This is a genomic window from Pseudomonas sp. B21-041 (assembly GCF_024748675.1).
GTDB lineage: Bacteria > Pseudomonadota > Gammaproteobacteria > Pseudomonadales > Pseudomonadaceae > Aquipseudomonas > Aquipseudomonas neuropathica.
This window is the reverse complement of record NZ_CP087175.1, coordinates 2,848,219-2,867,090: the sequence shown is the minus strand read 5'-3', so window position 1 is coordinate 2,867,090 and position 18,872 is coordinate 2,848,219. Positions and strand designations below refer to the sequence as shown.

Annotated in this window: 19 protein-coding genes and 1 pseudogene; 11 read left to right on the top strand and 9 right to left on the bottom strand. The window is 54.5% G+C overall.

Annotated elements, in window-relative coordinates:
• Window positions 1–159: 159 nt before the first annotated feature.
• Complete coding sequence (locus LOY43_RS12780) at window positions 160–2,772, top strand: EAL domain-containing protein (protein ID WP_258709774.1); 2,613 nt, start codon at window positions 160–162, stop codon at window positions 2,770–2,772.
• 44 nt (window positions 2,773–2,816) lie between these two features.
• On the opposite strand, the gene LOY43_RS12775 is transcribed toward LOY43_RS12780, so the two are convergent.
• A complete protein-coding gene (locus LOY43_RS12775) occupies window positions 2,817–3,032 on the bottom strand; it encodes a hypothetical protein (RefSeq protein WP_258709773.1) in 216 nt (71 codons plus the stop codon).
• A 211-nt stretch (window positions 3,033–3,243) separates the two neighbouring features.
• Window positions 3,244–4,059, bottom strand: coding sequence for a polyphosphate kinase 2 (ppk2, locus tag LOY43_RS12770; RefSeq protein ID WP_093433236.1), 816 nt, complete (start codon window positions 4,057–4,059; stop codon window positions 3,244–3,246).
• Between the two features lie 189 nt (window positions 4,060–4,248).
• Between ppk2 and LOY43_RS12765 the strand changes: the two genes are divergently transcribed.
• From LOY43_RS12765 to LOY43_RS12755, 3 genes are all read left to right on the top strand, one after another.
• Window positions 4,249–6,375: a TonB-dependent receptor domain-containing protein gene (locus LOY43_RS12765; RefSeq protein WP_258709772.1), complete on the top strand. Its 2,127-nt coding sequence runs from the start codon at window positions 4,249–4,251 to the stop codon at window positions 6,373–6,375.
• A gap of 59 nt (window positions 6,376–6,434) precedes the next feature.
• The gene (gene sseB / locus LOY43_RS12760) at window positions 6,435–7,226 is read left to right on the top strand and encodes an enhanced serine sensitivity protein SseB (protein WP_093433247.1); all 792 of its coding nucleotides are present in this window, start codon (window positions 6,435–6,437) and stop codon (window positions 7,224–7,226) included.
• Window positions 7,227–7,330: 104 nt separating this feature from the next.
• Window positions 7,331–7,792: a hypothetical protein gene (locus tag LOY43_RS12755; RefSeq protein ID WP_093433250.1), complete on the top strand. Its 462-nt coding sequence runs from the start codon at window positions 7,331–7,333 to the stop codon at window positions 7,790–7,792.
• Between the two features lie 94 nt (window positions 7,793–7,886).
• On the opposite strand, the gene LOY43_RS12750 is transcribed toward LOY43_RS12755, so the two are convergent.
• The 5 genes from LOY43_RS12750 to LOY43_RS12730 all read right to left on the bottom strand — a co-directional run bounded on the left by LOY43_RS12750 (window position 7,887) and on the right by LOY43_RS12730 (window position 10,020).
• Window positions 7,887–8,150: a hypothetical protein gene (locus LOY43_RS12750; RefSeq protein WP_093433253.1), complete on the bottom strand. Its 264-nt coding sequence runs from the start codon at window positions 8,148–8,150 to the stop codon at window positions 7,887–7,889.
• Window positions 8,151–8,184: 34 nt separating this feature from the next.
• The gene (gene msrA, locus LOY43_RS12745) at window positions 8,185–8,691 is read right to left on the bottom strand and encodes a peptide-methionine (S)-S-oxide reductase MsrA (RefSeq protein WP_258709771.1); all 507 of its coding nucleotides are present in this window, start codon (window positions 8,689–8,691) and stop codon (window positions 8,185–8,187) included.
• 85 nt (window positions 8,692–8,776) lie between these two features.
• Window positions 8,777–9,070, bottom strand: a complete 294-nt coding sequence (locus LOY43_RS12740; protein WP_095126398.1) for a hypothetical protein — start codon at window positions 9,068–9,070, stop codon at window positions 8,777–8,779.
• 174 nt (window positions 9,071–9,244) lie between these two features.
• Complete coding sequence (locus tag LOY43_RS12735) at window positions 9,245–9,499, bottom strand: hypothetical protein (RefSeq protein WP_258709770.1); 255 nt, start codon at window positions 9,497–9,499, stop codon at window positions 9,245–9,247.
• 140 nt (window positions 9,500–9,639) lie between these two features.
• The gene (locus LOY43_RS12730; protein ID WP_258709769.1) at window positions 9,640–10,020 is read right to left on the bottom strand and encodes a hypothetical protein; all 381 of its coding nucleotides are present in this window, start codon (window positions 10,018–10,020) and stop codon (window positions 9,640–9,642) included.
• A gap of 157 nt (window positions 10,021–10,177) precedes the next feature.
• Between LOY43_RS12730 and LOY43_RS12725 the strand changes: the two genes are divergently transcribed.
• From LOY43_RS12725 to LOY43_RS12715, 3 genes are read left to right on the top strand one after another with little or no spacing between them, the layout of a single operon-like run.
• Window positions 10,178–10,627 (top strand): hypothetical protein, encoded by a 450-nt coding sequence (locus LOY43_RS12725; RefSeq protein ID WP_095126401.1) that lies wholly within the window; start codon window positions 10,178–10,180, stop codon window positions 10,625–10,627.
• A 46-nt stretch (window positions 10,628–10,673) separates the two neighbouring features.
• Window positions 10,674–11,471 carry an enhanced serine sensitivity protein SseB C-terminal domain-containing protein gene (locus tag LOY43_RS12720; protein ID WP_258709768.1) on the top strand — a complete coding sequence of 266 codons (798 nt, stop codon included), beginning with the start codon at window positions 10,674–10,676 and terminating at the stop codon, window positions 11,469–11,471.
• Complete coding sequence (locus tag LOY43_RS12715) at window positions 11,468–12,076, top strand: hypothetical protein (protein WP_258709767.1); 609 nt, start codon at window positions 11,468–11,470, stop codon at window positions 12,074–12,076. Before LOY43_RS12720 ends, LOY43_RS12715 begins: the two co-directional genes overlap by 4 nt.
• Window positions 12,077–12,107: 31 nt before the next feature.
• Here the strand turns inward: LOY43_RS12715 and LOY43_RS12710 are convergent, their stop codons facing one another.
• Window positions 12,108–12,971: a M24 family metallopeptidase gene (locus LOY43_RS12710; protein WP_256587306.1), complete on the bottom strand. Its 864-nt coding sequence runs from the start codon at window positions 12,969–12,971 to the stop codon at window positions 12,108–12,110.
• 569 nt (window positions 12,972–13,540) lie between these two features.
• Between LOY43_RS12710 and LOY43_RS28840 the strand changes: the two are divergent.
• From LOY43_RS28840 to LOY43_RS12690, 4 genes and pseudogenes are all read left to right on the top strand, one after another.
• Window positions 13,541–14,113, top strand: a pseudogene (locus tag LOY43_RS28840) (fimbria/pilus outer membrane usher protein); the annotation flags it as partial.
• A complete protein-coding gene (locus LOY43_RS12700) occupies window positions 14,090–14,392 on the top strand; it encodes a FimD/PapC C-terminal domain-containing protein (RefSeq protein WP_408980841.1) in 303 nt (100 codons plus the stop codon). The pseudogene LOY43_RS28840 and the gene LOY43_RS12700, both read left to right, overlap by 24 nt.
• A 418-nt stretch (window positions 14,393–14,810) precedes the next feature.
• Window positions 14,811–15,173, top strand: a complete 363-nt coding sequence (locus LOY43_RS12695; protein WP_258709766.1) for a DUF6124 family protein — start codon at window positions 14,811–14,813, stop codon at window positions 15,171–15,173.
• Between the two features lie 336 nt (window positions 15,174–15,509).
• Window positions 15,510–16,691 carry a hypothetical protein gene (locus tag LOY43_RS12690; protein ID WP_258709765.1) on the top strand — a complete coding sequence of 394 codons (1,182 nt, stop codon included), beginning with the start codon at window positions 15,510–15,512 and terminating at the stop codon, window positions 16,689–16,691.
• Between the two features lie 129 nt (window positions 16,692–16,820).
• On the opposite strand, the gene LOY43_RS12685 is transcribed toward LOY43_RS12690, so the two are convergent.
• Window positions 16,821–18,683: an anti-phage dCTP deaminase gene (locus LOY43_RS12685; RefSeq protein WP_258709764.1), complete on the bottom strand. Its 1,863-nt coding sequence runs from the start codon at window positions 18,681–18,683 to the stop codon at window positions 16,821–16,823.
• Window positions 18,684–18,872: the final 189 nt, after the last annotated feature.

The window sequence follows — 18,872 nt, the reverse complement described above, 5'->3', positions numbered from 1 at the left end:
CTTGCCCTTTCGGGATTGGCCGCTGATCGGCGCGCTGCACTTGGGGAGGCAAATCACGCGGGTTTCACTACGCTTTCAATGCAGTCCCCCAGAAGAATCTGAACATTGCGCCCGCGCCGTGGTTCTAGATTCAGAAGACAGCGGATCAAGGACGAGCACATGGACCTTTCCAGCTTTGCAGCCCCGCTTCCACCGCGCCAGAGCGCCGTCACCCGCCGCCTGGCCTTCGCGGTCGGTGCGCTGTTTGTCAGTGGCGTGATTGCCGCCGCCGTGGCCTTGCTCGGCATTGCCGAACGCCTCGACAACGACGAGATCAACAAAACCCGCTTCTATTCCGCTCGCGCGCTGGAAAACCGCATCACCGCCTCGAAAAACTACATCACCAGCTACGCCTACTGGACCACGGCCTACGAGCATTTGAGCGGTCAGGTCGACACCGACTGGGCCTACACCGAGCAGAACCTCGGCAAGACCCTGTTCACCACCGACGGTTATGACGGCGTGTTCGTGCTCAACCGTGAAGGCACCCGCTACGCGGTGGTGCGCGGGCAAATGGTCGATGCCGAGTTGTCCGCGTTCGTGCAGGTCAGCGCCACGGAGTTACTCGATCAAGCGTTGGGCCAAGGTGATCTGACCAAGCCGGTCAGCCGCTATTCACTGTTCGAAGGCTGGCCGGCGCTGGTCTCGGCGGCAGCGATTATTCCCAACGATGAGCGACCACTCGGCGACCCGCAGAAAACTTCGGTGCTGGTGTTCGTCGACAAACTCACGCCGACCAAATTGCGTCTGATCGGCAGCGGTTACGGCTTGAATAACCTGACCCTGGCGCCGGACGAGACCATCGACCCGCAGCGCCCTCGGGTGCCACTGGACAACACCGGTTACAGCCTGATCGCCGATCTGGAGCGGCCCGGGCAACATTTATTGTGGTCACTGTTGCCACCACTCGGCGCGACGATAGTGGTGCTAATGCTGCTGACCGCGTACTTCTTCCGCCACGCGTTGCGGTCATCGCAGTACGTCGATCAGAGTTTTGCTGTCATGCAAACTTCCAATCACGCACTGGAGAACGCCAACCGCGAACTGGAAGCCAGCGAAGAACGCTTTCGCGCGGTGGCCGAAGCCGCGTCGGACTGGATCTGGGAAGTCGACCGCACCCTGGCACTGACCTACCTTTCGGCACGTTTTAGCGAGGTAACCGGTTACCCGCAAACCCTGTGGCTGGGGCAAGACATCGGTCAACTGCTGTTTTGCGACACCACGCCTCTGGAACTGTGGCTGAGGAATCTCACCGAGCAAGACAGCGCCAGTGACTTGCGTTGCACCTACCGTGACCACGCCGGCCAGCATCGCCACTGTCGGCTCTCCGCCCGGCCGATCTTCGACAAGCACGCGGTTATCGGCTATCGCGGCACCGCCAGCGACATCACCGACGAAGTCGCCGCCCATGCGCAGATCCAGCATTTGTCGATGCACGACGCCCTCACCGGCCTGCCCAATCGCAACAAACTCGCGCGTTATCTGGATGAAGCGCTGCTGCTCAAGGAGCACGCGCCGCCGCTGTCGCTGCTGATGATCGACCTCGACAACTTCAAACCGATCAACGATTCGCTCGGCCATCCGGCCGGTGATGCCGTGCTGCAGGAAGTTGCCGTACGCCTGCGTGAATGCACACGCGAACTGGACATCGTCGCGCGTCTGGGCGGCGATGAATTCATCGTGGTGCTTAATGGCATGGACAGCCATCACGAAATCGACAAGTTCTGCACCCGCCTGATCGGCAGCCTGCATCAACCGGTGGTCTTCGAGCAGCATCCGCTGCACATCGGCGCCAGCATTGGCATCGCGCTCAGCCGGCGCCACAGTTATGTGCCCAGCGACTTGATCCGTTACGCCGACATTGCCCTGTATCAAGCCAAATCCGAGGGCAAAAACACCTGGTGTTATTTCGAAGCGCACATGAGCGATCAGATCCAGACGCGCCGGCAAATGGAAGATGACCTGCGCCATGCGCTCAAACACAACGAATTCATCCTGCACTACCAGCCGCGCTACAAGGTCGATGGCAAGCACATCGTTTCGGTCGAAGCGCTGGTGCGCTGGCAACATCCGACCAAGGGCCTGCTCGGCCCTGACCTGTTCATTCCGTTGGCGGAGCAAACCGATCTGATCGTCCCGCTGGGTCGCTGGGTATTGCGCGAAGCCTGCGAGACTGCCCTCGGCTGGCCGGAAGACATCCTGCTGTCGGTCAATCTGTCGCCGGCGCAATTTGCCCTCAGCGATGTGGTCGAGGATGTTCGCGAAGTGCTGGTGCAAACCCGTTTCCCGGCCAGTCGCCTGGAACTGGAGATCACCGAGAACGTGATGCTCAACGACACCGACTGCGCGCTGACCACCATGAATGCCCTGAAGGAATTGGGTGTGCGCCTGAACATGGACGACTTCGGCACCGGTTACTCATCGCTCGGTTACCTGCGCGCTTACCCGTTTGACGGGATCAAGATCGACAAGCGCTTTATCGCCTCGATCAGCAGCGGCACTAACGATCGCGCGGTGGTGCAGGCGATCATCGGCCTGGGCAAGGCCATGGGCCTGACCGTGACTGCCGAAGGGGTCGAAACTGAAGAACAGCTGGATATTCTCGGGGTCGATCAATGCAATGAGGTGCAGGGTTACTTCATGAGCCGGCCGATCGACAAAGCAGCGTTTGCGCGGTTGCTGCAGGATTCCAGAGGTGCACAGTTGAAAGCCAAGACAGGTCGTGTGACCTGAACGGCTACAGGGCGGATCCATCGCTGTAGCCGTTTGCGGCGGGTTCAACCGTTTGATCGCCCCGTATCCCCGGTGAACACATTGCCCGCATCCCGCACCAATTGCCGCCACTCGGCGCTGGTGATCAGTCCCTGCTCCTCCATTTCATCGGCTGCCTTGAGCAGTTCGTCGTACTGTTCCTCTGGGTCCAGACGCATCTGCGATTGCATCGCCAGCTTTCGCCATGCCGCCAGTTTTTCTTGTTTGCGCTGATCGAACATCGGGGATGATCTCGTGAGGGACTCCCTTGATAGAAAGAAAGATCATCGCAGTGGTTCAGCGCAGTCGACGGATGGACTGTTTGCTTTGGATACACCACCGAACCCTGTAGGAGTGAGCCTGCTCGCGATAGCGGATTGTCTATGGCGGATGTGTTGGCTGAAACACCGCTATCGCGAGCAGGGTCACTCCTACAGGGATTGAGGCAGTTTGTCAGAACTTCTCGGCCACGCGCCGGTATGGATAATGCGGATCCCGGTACTTGCCCGGTTTCTGCCGTTTGGGCAGCTCGATTTTCTCGCGTTTCACATCCTCATACGGAATGCGGCTGAGCACATCGGTGATGATGTTCAGCCGTGCGCGGCGCTTGTCGTTGGAGTCAGCTACCAGCCACGGCGCGTGTTCGGTATCGGAGTGTTTAAACATTTCATCCCGTGCCCGTGAGTAGTCGTACCAGCGGCTGTAGGACTTCAAGTCCATGGGTGTCAGTTTCCAGGTCTTGCGACCATCGTTGATTCGCGCTTCGAGCCGGCGGGTCTGCTCTTCGGGGCTGACTTCCAGCCAGTACTTGAGCAGGATCACTCCGGATTGGACGATGGCGTGTTCAACCAAGGGAATCGATTTGAGAAATTTGTCAGCCTGCTCGTCGGTGCAAAAGCCCATCACCCGCTCGACACCGGCGCGGTTGTACCAACTGCGATCGAAGATCACCACTTCGCCCGCCGCCGGTAGATAAGGCAGATAACGCTGCACATGCATCTGGCTTTTCTCGCGATCAGTCGGTGCCGGCAACGCCACCACGCGAAAGACACGCGGGCTGACGCGCTCGGTCAACGCCTTGATCGTGCCGCCCTTGCCGGCGCCATCGCGCCCTTCAAAAACGATGCAGACCTTGACGCCCTTGGCGATCACCCATTCCTGCAACTTGACCAGTTCGACGTGCAGTTTGCGCAACTGGTCGAGGTAATCCTTGTTTTTCAGCTTCAGACTTTCAGGCGCTGTGGCGGCCTTCTTTTTGCCTTTTGCCATGACCTTGGCCCTCTCCAATAAATGCAGAAACAGAGTGTTGATTGACGGGATACACCAGACACGTGAGGTTAGTTCATGCCGTGCTGTTTGCCATTGCCGGGCAAAAAGCAAAATTGCCATGTGTTTCGTTCGTTCTTTGTTGCGTCGCACTGTTCATTGCCCTGCCCTTGTCTGCCTGGAGTTTTCTCGATGCCCGCGTCCAAATCCCTGCCCGCCGCCCTGCTCGGTCTGGCTCTCGCCGGCCCGGCAATGGCCGAGACTCAAGGTCTGGAACTGGGGCAAGTGCTGATTTCGGCCGAGGATCGCAACGGCAGTGATGTCTCTGTTGAGGAAGCCAAGGCCCGCCTCGATCAGGTGCCCGGCGGCACCAGCGTGGTCGACATGCGTCAGCCGTTGCAGGGCCGCGTGGCGAGTAATCAGGATGTACTGGCCTATCAGCCGGGCGTTTATGCGCAGTCGGCGGGCAACGAAGGCGTGAAGATTTCAGTGCGTGGCTCGGGCATCAACCGCGCGCCGGGCGCTCATGCGTCGGGGCTGTACACGATGCTCGATGGCCTGCCGCTGACCGGCCCGGGCGGCACGCCGTATGAGTTGCTCGAACCGCTGTGGGTCGATCACGTCGAAGTGCTGCGCGGCGCCAACGGCTTTGATCGCGGCGCGCTGGCACTGGGCGGCGCCATCGATTACGTCAGCCACACCGGCTACAACGCGCCGAAACTGCAAGTGCGCTATGCCACCGGCAGCCACGGCTATCAGCAGCGCCAGGTCAGCTCCGGGCAAGTGCTCGGCGACTTCGATTACTACGTGTCGCTGACCGATGCCAACGCTGACGGCTATCAGGATCACACCCGCAGCGAGAGCAAAGGCCTGATCGCCAACTTCGGTTATCGCTTCAACCCGAACCTGGAAACCCGCTTCTATATCCGCTACCGCGAGACCGACAACGACCTCGCAGGGCGTGTGACCAAGCACTCCATCGAGCACTCGCCTCGCGCGGCCAATCCGTCCTATGTGGCACGCGATGACAGCCGCAAGCAACCGGGCAGCACCTTCATCGGCAACAAGACTACGTTCTATATCGACGACGACTCGAGCATCCAGACCGGCCTCGTCTATCACGATTACCCGATGGACCTGCGCGAAGGCCCGAACCGTTTGAAGGTCGCCTACACCGACGTCAGCGGCACGTTCGACTACAAACGCCGCGACACGATTTTCGGCATGGAAAGCCGCAGCAACGTCGGCCTGCGCGTGACCACACACCTGCCCAACGACGGCGCCAGCGAGTTCGTGCGCATTCCCACCGGCAACACCGCAAGCTACGTGCCGGGCACGCGCATGCGCAATTTCACCTATCAGGGTTCCGACACCGTTCTGCACTTTGGCAACGATCTGGAAATCGCTGACGACCTCTGGCTGACTACGGGTCTCGCCGCTATCTACACCCGCCGCGAAAGTGCCGTGACCTATCCGCAGAGCGGCGGCAAAACCAGCATGAACGACTGGGATTACGCGCCACGCCTCGGCCTGCGTTACCAGATCACCCCGGATCTGCAAGTATTCGGCAACCTCAGCCGATCGGTTGAAGCGCCGCATCCGTGGTCGCTGATCTACAGCTCCAACGTGCGCTTCCCCGCCGGCAATGGCGCGGCGACCGGCACGCAGAAAGACCCGATCAAACTGCAAAACCAGACCGCGACCACACTGGAGCTGGGTGGCCGTGGCGACAGCGCCGTCGGCGAATGGAGTCTGGCGTGGTATTACGCGCAGGTGCGGCATGAGTTGCTGTCGGTGTTGCCGGATGCCAATGCCGTCACGCCGTATGAGTTGAACGCCAGCCCGACCGTGCACCAAGGTGTCGAAGCGAGTCTCAACAGCCAACTCTGGTCTGCCGCCGATGGCCGCCAGTTGCGCCTGCGTCAGGCGTATACCTTCAGCGATTTCCACTATCGCGATGATGATCGCTTTGGCGATAATCGCCTGCCCGGATTGCCGATGCATTACTACCAGGGCGAGTTGCGCTACGACTGGCCTCAGGGCTTCTTCGCCGCGGTCAACACGCAACTGGTGTCGAAAGTTGCCGTGGATTACGCCAACAGCTACTACGCCGATCCTTACGCATTGTTTGGCGCGACGCTGGGCTACAACGCGCCGAAGGGTGACTGGCAGACGTGGGTGGATATGCGCAACCTGACCAACAAACAATACGCGGCAACGGTCACGCCGGGGTATGACGACAAAGGACTGGATGCCGCGCGGTCTACGCCGGGTGAAGGGATGGGGGTTTATGTCGGGGTGTCGTGGAGTTTGCTCTGACACGAGCCGGTGGCGAAAACCCAAGTCAGCAATTTTCTAGCGAGTCACGGATGGACATTATGGATAACCCGCAAGAAAACCCACTGGAAAAATCGCTCAGGCTGGCCGCCGACGAGCCCGCGCACCGGCCTGAGTTCTTCACCACACTGCTGAACTCGCCGGTTTACATCCTCGGCACTACGGGCACGGCAGACGGCGTGGTCAATCTCGAAGCCGGCAGCAACATCAGCATCGCGCATTGGGAAAAACCGGATGGCACCTCGGTCATTCCGTTCTTTTCGTCACTGCAAACCCTGCAACAGTCGATCAACAGTGAAGAGACGTATCTGGAGTTGCCGGCCAGGTCTCTGTTCGAGATGACGCTGGGCGCGCAGCTTTTTCTGAACCCGAAATCGCCTTACGGCAAAGAGTTCTTCCCGCAGGAAGTGGCCAATCTGCTTTCCGATGAAGTCGGCCAGACCGCCACTTCACGCACCGTCGAAAAAGAAACCAAAGTCCTGCTCGGCCAGCCTTCGCAATACCCGACACAAATGATCCATTCGCTGACGCAGTTACTCGCCAAACATCGCAATGTGAAGCGTGGGTTTCTGGCGTTGATGCACGACACTTCGGTGGACGAAAAACCGCACTTGATCGTCGGGATCGAGGCGGACGGCGATGTTCAGCGGGTCATGCGCGAAGCCGGCAATGTCGCCGGGGACACGGCGCCGGATGGCGAGCCCGTTGACCTGTTCCGCGTCTGCGAAGGTGAGTTGGGGCTGAGCGATTACTTTCTCAAGCAAACAACGCCCTTCTATGAGCGCAACTGGGGCAGCAAGCTGCGTTCATTGTTTGGCCTGGGCAAAGCTTGAGCGCTGGCGCTCTGTTGGCAAACGCCCGCTCGCAATCAGCAGATCAATAAAGTCAGACGCCCGTCTGATCGTGAATCAACTTTGAGTAAAAACAGGTTTTATCGATGAAAAAGATTGTCCTTCCCTTGGTCATGGCGCTGTTGTGCCTGCAAGGTTGCGCAGAAATGCCAGCGTATTCCAACGTCGGCGCCACCACCGCAGCAGACGAGTCGCGCTACACCGTGGTCGAAACCGACACCTATGCCGGCAGGCCCCAGCGGCACTTTGCCGACGGCGAGGCGAACCTGAACATCATCCGGATCAACGATGAAAAAGTCGGCAACATCCCGTTCTCCACGTACTACTACAAAAACGATTCGCCGCAGCGCGCGGTGCTAAAACCGGGCACCTATACCATCCAACTGGAATACCGATTGCCGCTACATTTCATGTATGCGGATCTGAAGTTCGATGGCAAGCCGGGCCAGAAAATCATGGCGCGCTCGCAATACGTTGGCCTCAATCGTCTGCAAGTCTGGCTGGAGGACACCGCCACCGGGGAAGTCGTGAGTACGCGTGTGAATTGAACACCGTTGCCGCTCCACTCGGGCGCCATCCTGCAACAGATGGCCCCGAAAGGAGGGCTTCAGCCCAGTCGCATCGACAGCTCAATGTCAGTGCTTATGTGCTGGCGCTGGATGGGCGACAGATCGCCCAGCCCAGGTCTCTGTAGGACGTCTTGTCTTGTTCGGGAAAGTCAGTCCGGTACTCGCCCCACTGCATGTGCGCATAGTACTTGGTCATCGCTTCGAAATGACTGTCAGCCTCGACCTCCCAAACAAGCTTCGCGTCCGAATCCATGAGTGCACGCGCACCATCACCTTGAGCACCGGCCAGACAAAAGGTCTGACAGCCATCAGGTTCCTGCCAAAGCTCATGATTCATATTTGAGGTTCTGTCGTTTTAGGTCGTTTTGGACTCACCCGCGTTTCGGCAATTTCCAGTTCGGCCGAATGAAATGGCAGGTGTAGCCATTCGGAATACGCTCAAGGTAATCCTGATGCTCCGGCTCCGCTTCCCAAAACGGCCCCGCCGGTTCGATTTCGGTCACCACGCGACCTGGCCACAGTTTTGAGGCGTCGACGTCGGCCGCGGTGTCTTCGGCAATGTCGCGTTGCGCTTCGCTGAGGTAGTAAATCGCCGAACGATAGCTGCGCCCGAGGTCATTGCCCTGCCGGTTGGCTGTGCTCGGGTCGTGGATCTGGAAGAAGAACTCGAGGATCTGCCGATAGCTGATCACCGCAGGATCGAAGGTGATTTCGATAGCTTCGGCGTGGTCACCATGATTGCGATAAGTAGCGTTCGGCACGTCGCCGCCGGTGTAACCGACGCGAGTCTGCAACACGCCGGGATAGCGCCGCAGCAGATCCTGCATGCCCCAGAAGCAGCCGCCGGCGAGGATGGCGGTTTCGGTTTGAGTGGTCATGGCGTGTCGTTCCTCTTCGGGGTGTTGGGTATAGCGATGGTTATGAGGGCGGGTTGGCGGATTCCAAGGGGCTGAGCCAATAGAACTATTCCTGCGCAGAAACCTGATTGGCTTCCTCAAGCAAAGAACCCGTAATCCTTCGGCCGCTGTAATCACTGACAAAGTAATTGATTCGGTTAGCCAGATACTGAATCGATAACCAGCCCAAACCGTGGTAGTCACGCATCTCCTCGGCGTTGAGCTTGATCATGGATTGGTACCCCACAAAAGACGCTTCACATTCAACGAGGATGTAGACAGAACCATCTTCAGCCTTGAAAAGTCGCCAATAGCTGTCGTCGGTGTGATATTGCGCGGGGGTGAGTCGAATCCGTTCCATGATTTTAATTCCGTGGATTTTCTCTTGGTTTTGAGACCTTAACATGGCTGCAAAGCCACAATTTAGATGAGGTGTTTCTGGCCGGTTGCCGGCGTTAACGACATTCAGCTTCGGGTCCAAAGCGCCAATCGCGGATTGAAGAGACAAAAGTTATGACAACAGCACATTCACCCGCTAAACACCATTAGACGCGAGCTCCAGCAACCTGGTGAATTGAGCAATCGCCCGATGAATCTCATCCTGAGTATCACCATCCCAATCCTCAACGGTCGCCAATTCAGCCTTAAGCGCGTCAATTCGATCGCGAATTTCAGCAATCTCTTCATACCCACACTGGTGCGCAATTGCCGCCCACTTCTCATCCGAAATACGCTGCTGTACGGAAAGGCCCACACTCGCTTGCGCGATCATTGCTGACAGTTTGCTCATCAAATATCCCTCCTCTATTCCTTGCAGACAGTCGGCCCTATGCCCTCACCGGAAATGGGCATGATGTCATTGGCCGTGCTGAGCCTCAGCGCTTTATTACTGAACAGACGCCCAAATCAGCGGGCTAAACGAGACCGAATCTATGCCGACATACGGTCCGGGGATACCTCAACGTAACTCGATTCCCCGCCTCCACTGGCACCGGACAACCACCCCCACACAAAGCTCAAAGTCGTTCGTCCCGCGTCATCCACCCCGACAATGCCACGGGACCAACCGGACAAAACCTCGTCCTCAGTCGTCAGGCAATGAAACAGCAACTCAATGGTGTCAGGGCCGGTCACGCGCCCCACTTGGTGCCCCATACGAATCCGGCCGCCCTGGTAAGTGCTGGAAATGGCCGAACCCTCAACACAGTAATGAAACACCGTGCCGCGACCCGACAGTCCCTGCGTATTATTCGCTACCGCGAATCGGCGATCGTGCAAACGTTCGCTGACTTGAGAAAAAAGGGTTCCCATAAATATCGCGTCCTTGATGTAGAAGGCTATTCCAGTGTGTGAGCATCCTACCCCATCGAATTTTGGATTTATCAGCCGGCTTTTCTGAAAGTTTTTTCAGGCGCGTAAAAAACTGCTCAGGGTTCTGCCGGGCAAGCCGTTACAACAAGGGAGGCGTATGAAAGTAAGTCGCGACGACAGGCCTGAAGCATTCCAACGTTTGGAACACCTTCTATACGGCTTCAACTATCAGGTATGGGTAAACGTCTATGGCCCGCTCGATGCGAGTCAGCCATTAGTTGATGCCCTTGAAAACGCAATCTCGCCGCGCAGTGTGGTCGCCAACATAACGACCACATCCATTGCCGAGGTGCAAAAGGACGTGATCGAGTTACTGCTATATCCCGGTGAGCCAGGGATTGGTCCGATTGAGCTTGACGTTAAACGCGAAGAAATCACGCGACTTGCCAACGAGATGATGCAACTTGCACATGTCGATGAGGCTGACCAGATAAGCGCCTTCAGATACGTAAAGGGGCACCCGGGTTATCCGGTGTTCTGGGAGTTTGCCTACGACGTACACGCTCAAGGGAAACGCTGGATCCTGCTAGGGTGCAGCAGCGACTGATCTACTCTTTGCCATTCATTTTTTGTCTGTTTTTATGGAACCACCGATGGACATCAGCAATACCCAGGAAGAGAACACCCTAGAACAATCGCTCGAGTTGGCTGCGAAAGAACCTGCCCGCCGACCTGAATTTTTTAAGACGCTGTTGAACTCAATAGTTTATGTCCCGGGCTCGACCGGCGCGGGCAAGGGACACATTGACCTTGAGGCTGGCAGCCAAATCAGCATCGCACATTGGGAAAAACAGGACGGCACGGCAGTCATCCCGTTTTTTACCTCGCTGCAAACGCTGGAACAGTCCATAGCTCGTGGCGAGTCTTACCTGGAAATTCCGGCCAGATCCCTGTTTGAAATGACACTGGGCACTCCGCTGTTCCTGGAACCGAAGTCGCCCTATGGCAAAGAGTTTCTCCCGGGAGAAGTGCAGAACCTGCTGTCCGCCGAGATTGGCCGGACCACACAACGCACATTGGAAAAAGACGCCCACGTGCAACTCGGGCAGCCCGCGCAATATCCAACAAAAATGGTTAACGCGCTCACGCAGCTATTCGCCAAACATCGCAACATCAAACGTGGGTTTCTGGCGCTGATGTACAACGTAACGACGGATGAAAAACCTCACCTGGTGGTTGGCATCGAAGCGGACGGCGATATTGAATTGATCTTGCGCGAAGCCAGTCAAGTTGCTAGGGACACCGCACCCGATGGCGAAGACGTTGGCCTGTATCGCATTCAGGAAGGCGAACAGGACCTGAGCGATTACTTCTTTACACAAACCACTCCGTTCTATCAGCGGACGTTGGGCAGCAAACTGCGTTCATTGTTTGGTTTTGGTAAAGCGTGACCGAGCTCAACCCCAAACTGACCGCAGATCAGGCGTGCGCAATCGTGCTCGCGCTGTTTGACGGTGTGATGAGAGATGGCAAACCCGAGCGGTTTGTCATTCAGCACTGTGAGCTGTCCGCCAACGGTGATTACTGGGTCATTCGCAGTAACAGCGAGGACTGCGTCGTCCACGGCATGACAGAGTTCTGCTACGTCGGTGTCAATGCACACTTGATCAATGTGGTGACCGGCGAGCGCGAGACGGTCGCCAATTGCTTTAGTGTCGAGGAGTATCTACAGGACAAATACGACCTGACCGCGGCGGCGGGCAAACAGTATGTACTGACCCCGCAACTCGACCGGGCCGATAAACCGGCACTGATCAATCTGCGCCGGAAACTGCAATGCACCTACCCGCAAACCCTCGCGTTGCTGACGGGCCCGCAACGGCTATGGCTCACGGGTACACGCAGACGTCTGGAAGATGCGCAGCGACTGCTTCGTGAACAAGGCATCACCACTCAAATCGAGTTAGTGCCTGATGCCAGTGAAGCCGTCGCCATCGGCGTCGAAACCCGGTACATCGAGGCGGTGCTGAAGGCGGTGCGCAAGCGCTTGAGTTGAGCGGCGAATAACTCGTCGCGCTCAGTCAGACTCAGTCGATCAACTTGCTCAGGACTCGGTGCCCATCCTCCGTCACCTCGACCATCGCCGATAGCATCACACTATCTGCACCGTCCCGGGTGAGCACGGTCCAGAGTTTCGGCGGCAGAAACCGCACGCCGACGCGACCGGACTTTGCCACCACATAAACGTTTAACACCTGCCCGGTCTCCATCAAGGCTGCATCAGCGTACTCGCCCTTGTAACCGAGCACGTGAGGTGCCTGAACCCGCATCTGGCCCATGGCATAACCCGACAGCTCCTGCACGGCGACCGCATCGCCGGCATCAAGCTCCTGTTGAATCGCGCTACCGATATTCGATACACGCTCGCCGGCCCGAATCTGAGCGATACCACTTTGCAGCGCGCGGCGCGCCGTCATCAACAGTTGCCGCTGCTGTTCAGTGGCATCGGGGGTAGCGAATGTCCATGCCTGGGCAACATGGGCTTGGGGTGATGCGGCGATCAACTCCACTTTGACCAATGCAGCCTCGGGGAAAGGCTTGTCAGTGGGAGGAGCGTTGCCCACCTGGTTATTCACTGATACCGGCACTGCCTCCGGGTATCCCTTGTACCCCACGGCCATCGGCCGCCAGCCGTATTGCGAAAACTGCTTCAGTAAAAAGTCCTGAATCGCGATACCGCTACCGCCCTCGCGGATCATCGGTTTGACCTTGAGCAGAAGGTCACTGGCCATGGGGGCGAGCAGTGTTTCCTCAGCCAGAATTGTCCCGCTATCCAGCTGAGCAATGCGCGCACCCAGTTTTCCGTTACCGGCGGCGTATTGGTCGTAGCGCGACTCGGTGGCAATCACATTGGTACAAAACAAAAATGAAAATATTCCAAGCTTTTTCAAATCGTCGCTCCTTGGACGCGAATGACGGGGATCAAGGATCGAAGCCTGCATCCTCGCCACAGATTATTTTTCGTTTAGCTTGTATCGGCTCAGTGAGCAGATCTTGAACCAGCCGTGGCCGAGGCAACGAATTCACTGCAAGTTGACGGGATCGAGCTGCGCTGGAGCGTAAAACGAGATTCAACGTTAAGTTGATTTTCGGCAGTTTCGAATGACTGCATCAGCAATGTTCGCTGATCAACATCAAGCCGATGCAATTACCTCGAGAAACACGCCTTGAATCTCGTCGCGACCGAAACCTCTGGGAAATTTCCTACACGCCAACGGGAAGCCGACTATTCGATGCATGCCTCGTGATCCTGATAATTCAGCCCTTCGTTGGCCGACGCCAACAACGTCCAGATGCAGTCAGCCTGCATTGAATGGCCGTTTTCTTCTCAGGAGGGCACACACCATGAAGATCGGGTTACGGATGCTGGGCGGGCTTGGCGCATCGGCGTTGATGCTGACGGCAGCACCGGCGATGGCGGCTTGCACCTGGGCGACACGGCAAGGCCTCCGAGACCGGCACCTCGGTACGCTTCGCCGGGTATCGCTATTCCACCGAAGGCTATCGCGACTTTGATGAAGCGGTGCGTCTGCAAGAGCCGAACGAATTCAACACCTTCTCCAAGCGCAGCAAAGTCGAAGCCAGCATCAACCAGGCGCTCGACAGCTACGGCTCGTTCTACCTGAACATGAGCAAGCAGAACTATTGGGGCACCTCGCGCGAAGACAAACAGATGCAATTGGGCTTCAACACTCAGTACAAAGGCGTGACCTACGGCGTTTACGCGAGCAAGACCCTGACCGACAACTTCGGCCAGAACAATCAAGTGGTGTTCAGCGTGTCGATGCCCATCGGCCAGACGCGCAGCACCGGCACCTACACCGTCACGCGTAACAACGACGGCAGCCTCGACCAGCGCGCCGGCCTGAGCGGGCGCGACGGCAACCTCACCAACGCCAAGGGTTACGCCCTCGTGCCGTACGTCACGCCGTACCGCAAAAACCGCGTGGCCCTCGACACCGGCGAGCTGGACAACAACATCGACATCGAAGAAGGCGTGACCAACGTCGTGCCCCGTCGCGGCGCCGTGGTCAAAGCCAGCTTCGCCGCCAGCCGCTCGGAAAAAGCCCTGCTCAACGTGCGCCTCAAGGACGGCAAACAACCGCCGTTCGGCACCCCCATCACCAACGAAAAAGGCGCCAGCGCTGGCGTCGTCGGCCAGGCCGGTCAAGTGTTGCTGTCGGTGGGTGAAGGCAAGGTCTACCAAATGAAATGGGGCGAAAAAGCCGAACAGAGCTGCCGCATCGAACTGGACGTGAGCAAAGCACTGCTGGTGGATGGTTATCGCGTGGCGGATGCCGTGTGTAAGTAAAACCGGGGCTTGATGCGCGGTGATGATCGACGCGGTTTAAGAATGCCAGGCCTCACACGCCTGGCATTTCAACGACGGGTTTAAAAACGTTCCGAGATACGTCCGACAGGCTACAACGCCTTGCGCCGTTGCCTACGACTACGCCAGAATCCGCCGGCTTGTGCGCCGGGTGGGCGGGTTCTATCGTGGGTCGGTCACTGAATAGCAGTGATCGGGTTTGGTAGCCCGACTTTCCCAGGCGCATTGCGCACCTTTCGCAGAGATCTCTTTTTTGGTCTCCGCTTTATGGTGGCCATGCGTAGGGCGTCCTCGGACGCGCCGGGCTCCTGGACCGGTCTACCAACCTGTGCATGGCCGCCACCCCTCGTTTGGTAGCGAAGTGTGATGGCTCCTTAATCGTTTCCCAGGAGTTTCATCTATGTTCAAAATTACGCCGAATCCGCCAGAAATCGATCCGATCTCGGGCGACGAATCCCCCGACGCCAAGAAATTCAACGAAGCCGTCGACCGCGCCCTCTCCCATTACCTCGGTCCCGCTCCGGAAATCATGGCCACCTCGTATCAAACCAACACCATGTTTATCGCCAATCCAAAAACCAAGACTGAAGAATTGCTGGTGAATGCCAGTGAATCACTCGGCTCGGCTTCGGTGATGCTTGGGGATGTGATCGGGCTGGTTCACGGACCTGCACGCAAGACACTGCAAGGCATTGCGCAAGTGGTGATGCTTGGGGAGTTGGCGGTGAATCGGGCGTTGGATAACGTAGTGCCATTGGATTAAAAATAATGCCTCTGTGGCGGAGCTTAGAATTTCTTCACAGAGGCCTCGAAAGTGTTCGATATTGTGGGATCATCGCACTGTGGCCAAAAACGCTCACCCGAACAAAGCACCTGAAGTCCGAATCTTTGCTGATCAGTATTACCATCTTAGGCGTATGAAAATCGTCCCCTCCTATTTGTTCAAATCATTTAGACCAAGCCTTTCTAAGATCAATTGATTTTAAGCACCACGCCAATCGTTTCACTTCTACTCCAACCTTTTGATTTATCAGTGAATACATAAAAGACCGAAGAAAAAAAATCGCTCAATGCCAAAATATTCAAGTGTGAGCTACGCTTGAAATTATTGCGCAAACCAAATTTTTTGGCGATTCAGGGAGCGAGCAAAATGTTTATCGAAAGGCGAGTAAATACATCGACTGGCATCGTCGAGCTATGGGAGTGCCGTTGGGATAATAGTAGTCAACCTGCTCATAAAGTTTTTGAAAAAAAAATTGGTCCAGAACAGCAAGCAACTCCTCCTGTCGAGTTATTTAGTGATAAATCGACCGCTATTTGTTGGTCATATGGTAGAACACTGGGTAACATTGCAGTCTTCTCAGATACAATTCTTGGAAACTTCCCCGCTCAATCCGGAAATGACGCCCAATTACCTTGCGCACTCATAAGCGCAGGAAAATTTAGAAATGGCGCCCTTAGATGGTGGTGTACTACGCATCAAACTCACTGGGGCAATAAAGCTGATTTATTGGTGTATGAGCAATCGAAAGAAATGCGATGTGCGAATCAAAACCAACCAATGAACTATGTTGTTAATCCGTACGCAATCGAGGTAGATGAGAACGCCGAGGTTGGTGTGTGGTGCTCAATGCCAGCAGCCATTTCCACAGAATTTATTGAAAATAGAGCTCCCAACATCCACGTGCATGTTAGAAAGGCAGAAAATGGTAAAAAATTGGTTGACCGTGACTTTCAGGCCGTTTCTATGCGCTATAGCCAAGAAACTGGGCTATTTCGCAATGAAGATATTACTCACGTTCAAATCACCCCGCCAGCAGCATTCGATTTCGTTTATTGCCTAGAAAATAATATCGCGATGGGATGTGTAAATTGCTCTTCATGTGGTTATCCCCACTTAGATCTGGCCGAGTACGCTCGAGTGCCTCACAAAAAACATTTTTGTGGAAATTGCGGACGAGACAGTACATGGAGCAAAGTTCCGATAGCATCAACTCCATTAAAACCGCTTCACGACAAGTACGCTCACACACTCAACTATGTAACCCCAGATAAAGAATTAGACTTAGACGATTACACAGGCTGTACATACACAGTTTGGGCTTCTACGCCCGCGATATTGTGGACAGCGCATCGACCACAGGAATTCGGCATACACGTCCATATACACAAAGATAAAAAGAGAGTAGTTGACGATACTTTTGGCAAAGTTAAGCTCAAAGGGAAATATTTAGAAAGAGAGGAGCTAGTGGCGGAGATGATGAGAAAAACCATAATATAGATTATGACAGATTGTAAAAAATCTTAGTCTTAAAGAACCAACATTAGGTCTTTATTAAAAATCTAAATAAACGTTATCTTCCTGAGAGCCAAACCACTTTGGATTAATGGTGGCTTGGCCCGCATGGATCTACTCCATATATGCAACTTCATCCTTATATGGCAGTACAGAGTCATACAGTTGATGATACCCCTTACCTACCGCCCCATAAAACTGCAAAAGATCGGGTGGATTCTCTCCGACCTCTAGAATATGGTCATTTGCGATACCAGGGTAAGGATCAATGAAAACTATCTCCTTCAAGCCTAACTGATAAGCCTTTTTAGCACAAAGCTCACAGGGACTAGCAGTAGTAAAAAGTTTCCCACCTTCAATTGCCGCGCCACCATACTTAACAATCTGTAAAAATGCGTTTTCTTCCGCATGGAGAGATCTGGTATGAACTTGGTTGCCGCGCGTACGCTCGCTACTTTCCAACCCGTTACGAATATCTTTGAAACAGTAGGATAAGTTCTGACCACTAAACTCCATCACGTCGGCTAACTTTATTAATTTCTTGCTCGCACTCATTCTAAATTCGGCGTTTGTCCGTTCATATCTACTATAGGCAACTGGGTCAAAGTCATTAATCAACCCTTTAAGCGAACGTAATGAACATGGAACCTGTCCCTTAGCTACGTCATTCCACCCTACAGCCTTGATAGAGAAGTCTGCATCAGTGACAACAGCACCAACCTGTCTAGAGACGCATCCCGAGTTACTTTTTGCCGAGTATGCAATTTGCATTACCCTTTCCATCGAAGTTGGTGAGACAAGCCCCGGATGAAGCATCAACGCGACATACCACGCCAACTGAGCCTTTAAAACATTACTATTATCGAGCTCACCCCTTGGATTAAATAAGTGAATATCCGACATTTCTATACACTGCTTAACGTTCTGACTAATAAAATCCGCATGAGTAACTTTCGTTTTGCCCGACTCATGCTCATCTATCTCACGCAGCTTATCAGCCGTAAATTTATGAACATTATGAAGATATGCTGCACGATCATCATTAGGTGCATTGATAGATACGAGATAAAACGCTGAATAACGATCCTTAAAGAACCTTGCCTCATATGGATTACGAATGGCATCAACAACTATCAGCGCCTTATCCTTTATGCTCCTGATTCCTTTCACGACTCGATTTATCGTTTCGGGCAGATGAAAAACGCTTGTAGGCATAAAATCAACCGACTTGTAATCCTTATGAATACATCCGATTTTTCTTATCGAGTTTCCAGCCGATTGATATATCGAAACATAGAGAGCATTATCAATCTTTCTCAAATCACTCTTGAAATCATTTGTAAATTTGCGCATCAACCGCAAAAACGAAATAAACTTTTCTTTCTCCTTATCCAAAAGCACAAACTTTTCATCGTGATCCAACAACTTATTCATTATCGGAGCAAACTTAGTTTTTATCTTATTTTTACCGTAAGAACCACTACCTAAAACCTCAAGCAACTTAGAATTATCAATGGGAACTTCTTGAGTGCCGATAATAAAAGAAATCAGCTCTTCCTCCTCCATTGATAAAAGGTACGCAGATATAAGATCACTTACTTTAATCGAATAAAACTGTACAATATTGCGATCCGCGTAATTCTTAAGTATTTCGTATCGCCGGCCATTTAGCCGCTCAAAAAAAGGCTTTCCTTTATATTGGACAGCCTCTACACGGGGAAAACTTGGATTGGAACTCTCTAAAATATTTGCTGCGGTGGTACAACCGGAGCCAGTTCGACCAGTCAGTCCAATTACAACAAATTTACTACGCTCCCTAAACAAAGAAGAAACCATTTCCCTGTTGTGATTTACCATATCCGCCTCCATTTTTATTTTTAAGTACTCACAACTCGATTGAACTCTAAATAATAGCCAACTGCCAGCAAAATACACCAATTTATGAGCTTTTTTCTCAGAATTTGGGAGAATTGGCATCGGTTGACTTAGCGGTTTTCGGTTTTTTGGTAAACCGGTTCTGGATAAGAATGTGCTCGAGCCTGGGGCACCCGGAAGACGACGGTGATTTAGGGGAACAGCGTAATCAATACGTCGCGGGGAACGGAAGGTAATGTGTAGCTCAGGAAGCCGGCGCCGACCGCCATCTTGACAATGGCTGCCGCCCCC